Source organism: Streptomyces sp. (assembly GCF_019510245.1).
Lineage (GTDB): Bacteria > Actinomycetota > Actinomycetes > Streptomycetales > Streptomycetaceae > Streptomyces.
Genome location: NZ_JAEKKT010000176.1, coordinates 44,651 through 55,139 on the forward strand (window position 1 = coordinate 44,651; position 10,489 = coordinate 55,139).

General features: G+C 67.0%; 12 protein-coding genes. 3 read left to right on the top strand and 9 right to left on the bottom strand.

What is annotated here, in order from left to right; genetic code table 11:
• Positions 1-83: 83 nt before the first annotated feature.
• Positions 84-503, bottom strand: coding sequence for a hypothetical protein (locus JF597_RS34540; RefSeq protein WP_294004452.1), 420 nt, complete (start codon positions 501-503; stop codon positions 84-86).
• 94 nt (positions 504-597) lie between these two features.
• On the opposite strand from JF597_RS34540, the gene JF597_RS34545 reads away from it, so the two are divergent.
• Together JF597_RS34545 and pknB are read left to right on the top strand one after the other, a co-directional pair.
• On the top strand, positions 598-774 hold the full coding sequence (locus JF597_RS34545) for a hypothetical protein (protein WP_294004455.1): 177 nt from the start codon (positions 598-600) through the stop codon (positions 772-774).
• 171 nt (positions 775-945) lie between these two features.
• Positions 946-2,940 carry a Stk1 family PASTA domain-containing Ser/Thr kinase gene (pknB, locus tag JF597_RS34550; RefSeq protein ID WP_294004458.1) on the top strand — a complete coding sequence of 665 codons (1,995 nt, stop codon included), beginning with the start codon at positions 946-948 and terminating at the stop codon, positions 2,938-2,940.
• A 203-nt stretch (positions 2,941-3,143) separates the two neighbouring features.
• Here the strand turns inward: pknB and JF597_RS34555 are convergent, their stop codons facing one another.
• Together JF597_RS34555 and ltrA are read right to left on the bottom strand one after the other, a co-directional pair.
• Complete coding sequence (locus JF597_RS34555) at positions 3,144-3,671, bottom strand: transposase (RefSeq protein WP_294004461.1); 528 nt, start codon at positions 3,669-3,671, stop codon at positions 3,144-3,146.
• Between the two features lie 131 nt (positions 3,672-3,802).
• Positions 3,803-5,089, bottom strand: coding sequence for a group II intron reverse transcriptase/maturase (ltrA, locus tag JF597_RS34560; RefSeq protein WP_294004464.1), 1,287 nt, complete (start codon positions 5,087-5,089; stop codon positions 3,803-3,805).
• A gap of 482 nt (positions 5,090-5,571) precedes the next feature.
• Between ltrA and JF597_RS34565 the strand changes: the two genes are divergently transcribed.
• Positions 5,572-6,228: a restriction endonuclease gene (locus JF597_RS34565; protein WP_294004467.1), complete on the top strand. Its 657-nt coding sequence runs from the start codon at positions 5,572-5,574 to the stop codon at positions 6,226-6,228.
• 87 nt (positions 6,229-6,315) lie between these two features.
• Here the strand turns inward: JF597_RS34565 and JF597_RS34570 are convergent, their stop codons facing one another.
• The 6 genes from JF597_RS34570 to JF597_RS34595 are packed head-to-tail and all read right to left on the bottom strand — an operon-like array spanning position 6,316 to position 10,422.
• The gene (locus tag JF597_RS34570) at positions 6,316-7,065 is read right to left on the bottom strand and encodes a class E sortase (RefSeq protein WP_294004470.1); all 750 of its coding nucleotides are present in this window, start codon (positions 7,063-7,065) and stop codon (positions 6,316-6,318) included.
• 13 nt (positions 7,066-7,078) lie between these two features.
• On the bottom strand, positions 7,079-8,143 hold the full coding sequence (locus tag JF597_RS34575; protein ID WP_294004472.1) for a class E sortase: 1,065 nt from the start codon (positions 8,141-8,143) through the stop codon (positions 7,079-7,081).
• A complete protein-coding gene (locus tag JF597_RS34580) occupies positions 8,140-8,778 on the bottom strand; it encodes an aminodeoxychorismate/anthranilate synthase component II (RefSeq protein ID WP_089100427.1) in 639 nt (212 codons plus the stop codon). Before JF597_RS34580 ends, JF597_RS34575 begins: the two co-directional genes overlap by 4 nt.
• Positions 8,775-8,936 carry a hypothetical protein gene (locus tag JF597_RS34585; RefSeq protein WP_177233025.1) on the bottom strand — a complete coding sequence of 54 codons (162 nt, stop codon included), beginning with the start codon at positions 8,934-8,936 and terminating at the stop codon, positions 8,775-8,777. The genes JF597_RS34580 and JF597_RS34585 overlap by 4 nt, the downstream gene beginning before the upstream one ends.
• 52 nt (positions 8,937-8,988) lie before the next feature.
• Positions 8,989-9,681: a class E sortase gene (locus tag JF597_RS34590; RefSeq protein ID WP_294004482.1), complete on the bottom strand. Its 693-nt coding sequence runs from the start codon at positions 9,679-9,681 to the stop codon at positions 8,989-8,991.
• Between the two features lie 27 nt (positions 9,682-9,708).
• Positions 9,709-10,422 carry a DUF881 domain-containing protein gene (locus JF597_RS34595; protein ID WP_294004504.1) on the bottom strand — a complete coding sequence of 238 codons (714 nt, stop codon included), beginning with the start codon at positions 10,420-10,422 and terminating at the stop codon, positions 9,709-9,711.
• Between the last annotated feature and the right edge of the window lie 67 nt (positions 10,423-10,489).

Consider the following 10,489-nt stretch of genomic DNA (forward strand, 5'->3'; position numbering starts at 1 on the left):
GCCCCTTGTTCAGGAACAGCCACCCGCATCGGCTACACGAGAAGGAGCACGATCGCCGGGAAGCTCACCGATTCCGGCTGCCGCTAGGACCAGTCAGTGCAGGAGTTGAGGTAGGTGCTTCCTTCGTAGCGCGCCACCTCGACCCCCGTGGCCACAATGCCGTAGTCGTCCTGTGCGGTGGTGCTGAACGTGAACGTGTCACCGTTGGCGCTGGTGAAGGAGTGCCACGGCCACTTCACCGTGCCGGAGTTCCCGACCTCCTTGCTCAGGAAGCGGATCTGTACGTGGTGCCCGTCGGCGGCCGTGTCCGTCACCGACATGGCGATCTTGAAAGTGTCGTACTCCCAGAGATCCCCCGAGGGGTAATCCGCGCCCATGCTGCCCTTCGCCCCGGTGGTCGAGCAGCTGGCGTAGTACGTCGTCGCGTCTGCCGAGGTGCCGAACGCGAGCGTGCACGCAGCCGCCAGGCCGCAGACAGTGGCTATGCGTCTGAGGTTCCTCAAGACTTTTCTCCTAGTTTGTTGCCAGCGGCCCCCACCCCTCACCGGCGAGGGTCTGCTGACGATCAGTCCATGATCGACACCGATGATCGCTTACATGACAAAAAAGACCACAGCTGTTGATCGTTTTTCAGATTTTCACCCACCGTCGGACGCCGCTCGGCACAACGTCACCAACAGCAGAAACCCGTACGCCTGCGTCAGCTCCTACGCCGAGCCCGGCGACGACATCTGCGGCGCCCTCTCGACAGCCATGGCCAAGAACATCGAGTGACCACCGTCACGTCCCCTCCACATCCCTGCACGTTGCGATACCGGTCCTGTATCGGGTTCCGGGCTTGGCCAGGTCAATCAGGGCGACCCGGGTACCGTAGGCCCGGACGGCAGCCTCCGGCCGCGCGCAGAGACGACGACCGGGACCGATGAAGAGGGGCTGGTAGTAGCTATGGAAGAGCCGCGTCGCCTCGGCGGCCGGTACGAGCTGGGCCACGTGCTCGGCCGTGGTGGCATGGCGGAGGTCTACCTCGCCCATGACACGCGGCTCGGCCGCACGGTGGCGGTGAAGACGCTGCGCGCGGACCTCGCGCGCGACCCGTCCTTCCAGGCCCGGTTCCGCCGGGAGGCCCAGTCGGCCGCCTCGCTCAACCATCCCGCGATCGTCGCGGTCTACGACACGGGCGAGGACTACATCGACGGGGTCTCGATCCCGTACATCGTCATGGAGTACGTGGACGGCTCGACGCTGCGCGAGCTCCTGCACTCCGGCCGCAAGCTGCTGCCCGAACGCGCGATGGAGATGACCATCGGCATCCTCCAGGGCCTGGAGTACGCGCACCGCAGCGGCATCGTCCACCGTGACATCAAGCCGGCGAACGTCATGCTGACGCGCAACGGCCAGGTCAAGGTCATGGACTTCGGCATCGCCCGCGCCATGGGCGACTCCGGCATGACCATGACCCAGACCGCGGCCGTCATCGGCACCGCCCAGTACCTCTCCCCGGAGCAGGCGAAGGGCGAGCAGGTCGACGCCCGCTCGGACCTCTACTCGACGGGTTGCCTCCTCTACGAGCTGCTGACGGTACGACCGCCCTTCGTGGGCGACAGCCCCGTCGCGGTCGCCTACCAGCACGTCCGCGAGGAACCCCAGCCCCCGTCGGTCTTCGACCCCGAGATCACGCCCGAGATGGACGCCATCGTCCTCAAGGCCCTGGTCAAGGACCCGAACTACCGCTACCAGTCCGCCGACGAGATGCGCGCCGACATCGAGGCCTGCCTGGACGGCCAGCCGGTCGCGGCCACCGCGGCCATGGGCTCCGTCGGCTACGGCGGCTACCCGGACGACATGCCGACCACGGCCATGCGCTCCGACGCCGGCGCCACCACCATGCTCCCCCCGATGAACCCGGACGACGGCGGCTACGGCTACGACGAACGCCCGGACCGCCGCCGCCAGCAGAAAAAGAAGAACAACACCTCCACGATCCTGCTCGTGGTCGCGGGCATCCTGGTGCTGGTCGGCTCGATCCTGATCGGGAAATGGGTGGTCAGCGGGGGCGGGGCGGACAAACCCTTCGCCGCCCCGAACTTCGTCGGCCAGACCTACGCGGACGCTCAGAAGATGGCCGACAACTCGGGCCTGAAGCTGGGGACGCCGACGCGGAAGCCCTGCGAGGACCAGCCCAAGGGCAGCGTCTGCTCCCAGGACCCGAAAGAGAACACGGACGTCAAGAAGGGCGACACGATCAACCTCGTGGTCTCCACGGGCGCCCCGAAGGTCTCCGTACCCAGCGTCATCGGTCTGAGCCTGGACGACGCGAAGACCAAGCTGGAGGGCTCCGACTATCAGTTCGTGGTCAAGACGCAGACCCGGACCACTTCCACCGAGGACCCGAACACCGTCCTGGACCAAGACCCCATCGGCGGCAAGGAAGTCCAGAAGGGCTCCACGATCACTCTCACGGTCGCCAAGGCCCAGGAGAAGTCCACGGTCCCCGACGTCACTGGGCAGTCCTGCGACGACGCCAAGGCGCAGATGACGGCCAACAACCTGACCGGCAACTGCACCGAGGTCACGACCACCGACCCCAACCTGGTCGGCAAGGTCGTCTCGACCGACCCCCAGAAGGGCACGCAGGTCGACAAGAACTCCACGGTGAACATCCAGATCGGCAAGGCCCAGCAGCAGACGGCCGTACCGAGCGTGTTCGGCCAGACCGTGAAGCAGGCCAAGCAGACCCTGCAGGCGGCCGGCTTCACCCAGATCCAGTTCAACGGCGACTCCAGCGACAACGCGCTCGTCATCGGCCAGGATCCGCAGGCCAACACCCCCGAAAACGACCCCGGCAGCACGACAGTCACCCTGACCACGCAGAGCACCGGCAACGGCAACAACGGCGGTAACAACGGCGGTACCAACTTCTTCGGCGGTACCTTCGGCTGACGCCCCAGTGACCACGGCGGAGCCCCGGCCCCTTCCCGCAGGAGGTCGCCGGGGCTCCGCCGTGCGCGGCACCCAAGCTCCCGTACCTGAGTTTCCTCATCGCTCGTCTTCTTCAGAACGAAGAGGTCATGGGTTCAAACCCCGCCATCCCAACAGCCAAAACAGCAAGTGAGGCACCTACTGACCTTGAATGCGTGATGTCGTCATGCTGGTTGGCGCCGGAGGCCGGTGCCGGTGAGGCAGCCGTCGAGGACGTCGGGGCGGTACTGGAGCTGGCGCAGGCCGCGTCGGACGGCGGTGATCAGGTCGTCGGGGTCGGCGAAGGCACGGTTGGCTGTGGTGGTGCGTCGCAGGACGGACCAGATGCCTTCGACCGGGTTGAGGTCGGGTGAGTAGGGCGGCAGCTGGAAGACGGTGAGCCAGTCGCGGTCGGCGATGTAGCGGCGCATTCCGGCAGTCAGGTGGGTGTTCAAGTTGTCCCAGACCAGCACGATCGGGCCGCCGAGCTGCTGGTGGGCGGTCTGGACGAGGTCGCGGTAGTACTTCCAGGAGAAGCTCTTGCGTCCGTCGGGCCGGGCATCGGGACAGGGCCGGTAGATCAGCCGGGAGGGTTCGCCGGCCTTGTAGCAGGCAAGGGCTGCGACCGATAAGCGGCGGCGGGAGCGGCCCCGCACGCGGATCACCGGGGTGTGGCCGCGGCGGGACCAGGTGCGGGTGGTCGGCGGCGTCATCGAGAAACCGGCCTCGTCGCTGAGTAGGCCCGGGGCGCGGTGCCGGGATTGCTCCCGGTCCGTTTCCCCGGACCTCTCGCCGAACCCGCCGTGCCTATTACTAGGCAACGGGCTCTCCACGGTCTCTGCCGTCAGGTGGGTGCAGGAGTCCAGGGGGTGGGGATCTTGTTGCCGCGGTAGCGATACCGGGTGACCGGGACCGCGCTGATCTTCCGCAATTCGATCCCGTCCGCGCCGATCGGCAGCCACCGCCCGGTGGCGGTGGTGAGCCGTCTGCGGACGTCCGACCAGCTCCAGTGATGCCGCGTCCTCAGCAGCCGGATGACCCGCCACCAGACGAGGTCGTCCAGCTTGCTGAACATGTGCTTGGCCACGGCATGCCTGAAGTAGCGGGCCCAGCCGTGGGTGACCCGGTTGAGATTGATCAGCACCACGGCGAGGTCCTGCTGCGACGTTCTGTGGGTGAGGTGACGGATCTTTGCCTTCACCGACTGCAGAGGCCGGTCGGCGATGAAGGTGTAGACGTACCACTTGTTCGTTCCGCGCTTGCGGCGCCACTGGATGTGGAACCCCAGGAAGTCGAACCCCTCGCTCAGGTGCACCACTTGAGTTTTGGCCGGTGACAGCCGCAGCCCCATCGGAGCAAGCACCTGGGCGATCTCGGCGCGCAGTGTCTCGGTGTCCTGTCTGGTCCCGTCGACCAGGACGACGAAGTCGTCCGCGTAGCGGACCAGCCGCCACGACGGCAGGCCACCGGCCCGGCGTCGGCCGCGACGGTAGTCGGTGGCGCCTGGCTCCCATCCCCGGTGCAGGTGCTCGTCGAGCACCGACAGGGCGATGTTGGCCAGCATCGGAGAGAGGATGCCCCCTTGCGGTGTGCCGGTGAGCGTGTCCTGATACTCGCCGAGCTCCGTCAGAAGACCGGCCTTCAAGAACGCCTTCACCAGCGCCAGGACCTTCTTGTCCTTGATCCTCATCCGGACCCGGTCCATCAGCACGGCGTGATCGATCTCGTCGAAGCACGCCGCGATGTCCGCGTCCAGCACCCGGCGGTAGCCGTGGGTGCCATAGAAATGGATCTCGGCAATCGCGTCCTGGGGCCGCCGCTTGGGCCGGAACCCGTAAGAGACCGGCTTGAAGTCGGCCTCGAAAATCGGCTCCAGCACCAGCTTCAACGCGGCCTGAACGACCCGGTCGGCGATCACTGGGATACCCAGCCGCCTCACCTTTCCCGACCCACCCGGCTTGGGAATCTTGCGCTCCCGCACCGGCCGCGGCCGGAACGTGCCTCCCTTGAGCTGGGCACGAAGGTCGTCCAGGAATCCGGGGATACCGATCCTTTCCTCGACGTCGGCAGCTGCGAGGCCGTCGACGCCGGGAGTGTTGGCTCCCCGGTTGCGGCAAGTACAGCAGCCCAAGGCAGAACGTTCGCCCTAGTTGCCCGCATGCCGACCCCTCGTTGACCAGAAGGGGTGGGGACTCCGTCCGCTGCCCCGGCCACGTGGCCACGAGACGAATGAGGGGCAGAACATGATCGACCAAACGGCCTTGCTGGAGTCCCAGGCTCTGCGCAGCAGTGTGCTGGACCGCACCGACGTCCTCGACAGGGTGAAGGCGCTGTCACTGCTGCCGGACGGGATGCATGTGACCACGGCGATGGTGGCGGCGTTCGAGGTGAGCCGTAAGGCCATCGAGTCACTGGTACTCGATCACCGCGATGAGCTGGTGACCAACGGCTACCGCATTTTGGCAGGTGCAGAACTGACCTCCTTCAAGAAGGTCAGTGGGATTCAGTCGCGGTCCCGATCCCTCGCGCTGTACCCACGCCGCGCCGTCCTCAACGTCGCCATGCTCCTCCGCGACAGCGAAGTCGCACGTCAGGTGTGTCTACCTCCTCGATATGGAGTACCTGGCCCGTGCACAGCCTGTGGAAAACCCCGCCTCAACAGACCTCCGGGTTCTCGACGACCGGATCGACCAACGCATCACCCACATCCTCGGAAAGGCCGTCGTGCCGATGTTCAACGCCCTGATCGAAACATCAGGCGAGCACCGCCAGGAACTGATCGCCCTGCGCGCAGGAGTCCAGCGCATCGAGCGGCGGCTCCACCAGCACCACACACGGCTGAAGAGGCTCGAAGGAATCCGGGACGACCGCCCCGCCGTCGGAGTCATGGCAGCAATGGACGCCATGAACGGCCGTACCTTCGAACGCCACATCGCCAAACTGCTGATCCGCGACGGTTGCACCAACGTCGTCGTGCAGGGCGGTCATGGCGACCGGGGCGTCGACATCATCGGGCTCACGGCCGACGGACGGCGCCTCGTCGTCCAGTGCAAGAGGTTCGCGCCCTACCTCAACATCACCAGCCCGGAGGTCCAGAAGTTCGTCGGAGCGGCGAAGGTGCTCTACAGCGCGGACGTGGCACTCTACGTGGCCACGTGCCCCTTCACACCGGAGGCCTTGGACATCGCCGCCGCAGCCGGGATCACCGCCGTACATCGTGGGGCACTGGAGGACTGGAGTGCCGGGGAGCCGCTGAAGATCCTGGAGTGAGCACGACGTGACAGGAAAGGGCCCGAAGCCGCAAGGAGTAGTTGCGGCTTCGGGCCCAGCTCGTGTCAAGCGTGACAGTACGTCACGCTAACGCAGTTCCTCAGGCAGCGTCCGCTCGCTGTCCACCTTCTCCACCCGCACCAACTCCCCCCACACCACATACCGGTACCGGCTCGTGTACACCGGCGTGCACGTCGTCAGAGTGATGTAGTGGCCCGGCTTGGTCCTGCCGGACTCCTCGGGGACCTGGGAGAGGACCTTGACGTTGTACTTCGAGGTCTCGGGGAGGATGTCGTAGACCTTGTAGACGTACCAGTTGTCGCGGGTCTCGAAGACGACCGGGTCGCCGACCTTCACCTTGTCGATGTTGTGGAACTTGGCGCCGTGGCCGTCGCGGTGGGCGGCGAGGGTGAAGTTGCCGGTCTTGCCGGTGGTGGGGAGCGTGGCCTTGGCCGGGTCGATGTAGTAGCCGGCCACGCCGTTGTTCAGGACGTCCGTGGACGTGCCCTTCTCGACGAGGACCTCGCCGTTCTTCATGGACGGCACGTGCAGGAAGCCGATGCCGTTCTTCGTGTCCAGCGCGCCGGGACCGGTGTCCGGCTGGGTCCAGCTCTCCCGGACCTTGTCGCCCGCCCGGTCGGCCTTCCGGTCCGCTATCACGTTCGTCCACCACAGCGAGTAGACGACGAACAGGCCGAGCACCAGGCCCGCCGTGATGAGGAGTTCCCCGAAGACGCTGACCGCCATGCCGATCCGGCCGGTCGGCCGACGGCCCGCGGGGGACGCCGCGTCCGGCGCGTCGGTCTGCTCTTCGGTGTCGTCGGCGGTCGCTGCCACTGTTCCTCTGCCCCTACTCGACGAGCGCGTCTGGCTTGCCCTTGCTGCGCGGGCGTTCCTCGACCATCTTGCCCCACACGATCAACCGGTACTTGCTGGTGAACTCCGGCGTGCAGGTGGTCAGGGTGATGTACCGGCCGGGCTCGGTGAAACCCGAGCCCTTCGGCACCGGGTCCAGCACACTCACGTTGCTCGGCGACGTCACCGGCAGCATCGACGTCACCTTGTACACGTAGTACTCGTCCTGCGTCTCGACGACGACCGCGTCACCGGCGACGAGCCTGTTGATGTACCGGAACGGCTCACCGTGCGTGTTGCGGTGCGCGGCCAGACCGAAGTTGCCGGTCTTGTCCTGCGGCATCGCGGTCTTCAGCGCGCCCTCGCCGTAGTGCCCGACCATGCCCTTGTCGAGGACCTTCTTGTTGCTGACGCCCTCGGCGATCGGCGCCACCACGTCCAGCTTGGGGATGTGCAGGATGGCGAAGCCCTGGCCCGGCGCGAAGACACCCGGCGCACGCTTGCCGCTCGCCCAGTCCTGCTGGAGGCTGCTGGCCTCCTTGCCGGCCTGCGCGTGGGCGCGGACGTTCGTCCACCACAGCTGGTACGTGACGAACAGCAGCATCAGCACGCCGGTGGTGATGAACACCTCGCCGATCGCCCGGCTCGCCATGACGGCCGGGCTGGGCTTGCGCAACCGCTGCTGCCGACGGGCCTCGACCCGGGAGAGCGGCCGACCCGGCGCGGCGCCCGGCGCGATGCCCGGCGCGGTGTTCTCCGGCAGCGCGGACTCCGGTGCGCCGCCGTGCCGCCCGCCACGCCGCTTGGCGGCCTTTCTGCGGGCCGCTCGGCCGCCTTCTGGGGTTCCGGTGCCAGAAGGGGCTGCAGTGCCCGCAGAAGCCGATAGGGGCGGCGGATCGGGGATCCGCAGCGCGACGGTCTCCTCGTCGATCGGCGGGAGATACGTCGGAGGCTCCTGGACCGGCGGGAGAAACGCCGTCTCCCCGAGCGCGCCTGATCCCTCGTACGGCTGATCCCCGTACGAGGCACCGGTCTTGCGCTCGGGGCGCAGCGCGGTCACGCCGTGGCCCTGCCCACCACCGGGGCGAGCCCCGCCGACCTCGCCACCGCGCCCTGGTCACCGCACTCCACCAGCCAGTTGGCCAGCATCCGGTGCCCGTGCTCGGTCAGCACCGACTCGGGGTGGAACTGCACGCCCTCCACCGGGAGTTCACGGTGCCTGAGACCCATGATGATCCCGTCGTGGGTACGGGCGGTCACCTCCAGCTCGGCCGGGACCGTCGCCGGCTCCGCGGCCAGCGAGTGGTACCGGGTCGCCGTGAACGGTGTCGGCAGGCCCGCGAAGACGCCCTTGCCGCCGTGCTCGACGAGCGAGGTCTTGCCGTGCAGCAGCTCCGGCGCCCGGTCCACCACACCGCCGTACGCCACCTGCATCGACTGCATGCCGAGGCAGACGCCGAAGACGGGGACGCCGGTCGCGGCGCAGTGCCGGACCATGTCCACGCAGACGCCCGCCTCCTCCGGCGTCCCGGGACCGGGCGAGAGCAGCACCCCGTCGAAACCGTCCTGGGCGTGCGCCGTCGACACCTCGTCGTTGCGCAGCACCTCGCACTCGGCGCCCAGCTGGTACAGGTACTGGACCAGGTTGAAGACGAAGCTGTCGTAGTTGTCGACGACGAGAATCCGCGCGCTCACTGGTTGTCCACCGTCACATCGTTGAAGGGCAGCAGCGGTTCGGCCCAGGGGAAGACGTACTGGAAGAGGACGTAGACCACGGCCAGGGCGAGGAGCAGTGAGATCAGCGCCTTCACCCACGCGTTGCCCGGCAGATGCCGCCAGATCCAGCCGTACATGCCGTCCCTTCCGTTCCACCACGGCACCAGAATCCCGCCGTACTGCACCAGACTAACGGCGTAGCGCCTTAGGTCTGCCTGACTCCACAGGCTGTGTGGAGTCCAAGTGCGCCCAGACGATCAGCCGATGGCTGTGCCCCCATTCCGGATCGCACGTGGTCAGCGTGAGATAGCGGCCCGGACGCGTATACCCCGACTTACGTGGCACAGGGTCGATCACTTCAACGTCCGTCGGAACTGTTTTGTATGGGCCTTTGTCGATCCGATACGTGAACCAGGTCGTCCCGTCCGTCAGGACGATCGCATCGCCCTCGCGCAGCTTCGGGAAGTCGAGGAACGGATCGCCGTAGGTGCGCCGGTGGCCGGCGACGGCGAAGTTGCCCACCTGACCCAGCTGGGCGGTCCGGGCGTAGTGGGCAAGGCCCTTCTTCAGCACATCGGTGCCGGTGCCCTCCAGGACCGGCTTGTTCCACGTGAAACCGAACCGGGGGATGTACATGATCGCGAACGCCTTGCCGTAGTGGTAGGCGGCGGGCTTCGCGGGTGCGGCGGCGGTCGCGGACGCCTTGGCCGTCGGATGCACCGCGGCCGTCGCCGACCACTGCCGCTGTAACTGGTCGATCTGGTCGTGCATCACACTGTCGGCCTTCACACCGGTCCAGAAGAGCACGTACGCGACGAACAGCACGATGAGCGTGCCGATGGTGATGCAGAGCTCGCTGACAGTCCTGACGATCACGCGCACCGGCGGCTCCAGAAAGTGACGAGCTGCTTACTCCACGGGCTTCGCGTAGTGCAGATCCACTGTGCCCGAGTAGCCCGGCAGAGTCACCGTCCCGTCCTCGGTCACTTTCCAGCCGAGGCCGTACACGTTCACGTACACCATGTAGTTCTGGATGGCCTCGGAGTCGGCGAGCGACTTCTGCATCTTCGCCGGGTCGCCGATCGCCTGGATCTTGTACGGCGGGGAGTAGACCCGGCCCTGGAGGATCAGGGTGTTGCCGACGCAGCGCACGGCGCTGGTGGAGATCAGCCGCTGGTCCATGACCTTGATGCCCTGGGCGCCGCCCTGCCACAGGGCGTTCACCACGGCCTGCAGGTCCTGCTGGTGGATGACCAGGTAGTCGGGCTGCGGCTCGGGGTAGCCCGGGAGCTTGGCGGTGGCGTTCGGCGGAGCGTCGTTGAGCGTGACGGTGATGGCCTTGCCGGTGAGCTTCTGGGTGCCCGCTTCCTTCTCCAGGCCGGTGAGCTGGTCGTCCTGGGCCCGGGTGGAGCCGTCGTCGCGCTTGGCGAGCTTCTCGTTCTGGTCGCGTGTGCTCGCGTTGGACTCGTCCAGCCCCTTGTTCTTGCGGCTGTGCTCCTGGATCAGGTCGGAGAGTTTGAGCAGGTTGTCGTCCGAGCGGATGTCGGTGCCCTTGGCCGTGTTGAAGCTGGTGAAGAAGAGCAGACCGGCCAGGGCGAAGACGCCCACGGTGAGAATCCGCACCGGCCGGAGGCGCGGGCGGAGGCCGGGCCGGAAACCGTCCTTGCCGGCCGGGCCGGAAGCCGTTGAT

Coding starts and splice junctions, on each gene's coding strand:
- JF597_RS34565 (WP_294004467.1), top strand. CDS start 5,572: ATGGAGTACCTGGCCCGTGCACAGCCTGTGGAAAACCCCGCCTCAACA.
- JF597_RS34545 (WP_294004455.1), top strand. CDS start 598: ATGACAAAAAAGACCACAGCTGTTGATCGTTTTTCAGATTTTCACCCA.
- pknB (WP_294004458.1), top strand. CDS start 946: ATGGAAGAGCCGCGTCGCCTCGGCGGCCGGTACGAGCTGGGCCACGTG.
- JF597_RS34555 (WP_294004461.1), bottom strand. CDS start 3,671: ATGACGCCGCCGACCACCCGCACCTGGTCCCGCCGCGGCCACACCCCG.
- JF597_RS34585 (WP_177233025.1), bottom strand. CDS start 8,936: ATGTACGGCTGGATCTGGCGGCATCTGCCGGGCAACGCGTGGGTGAAG.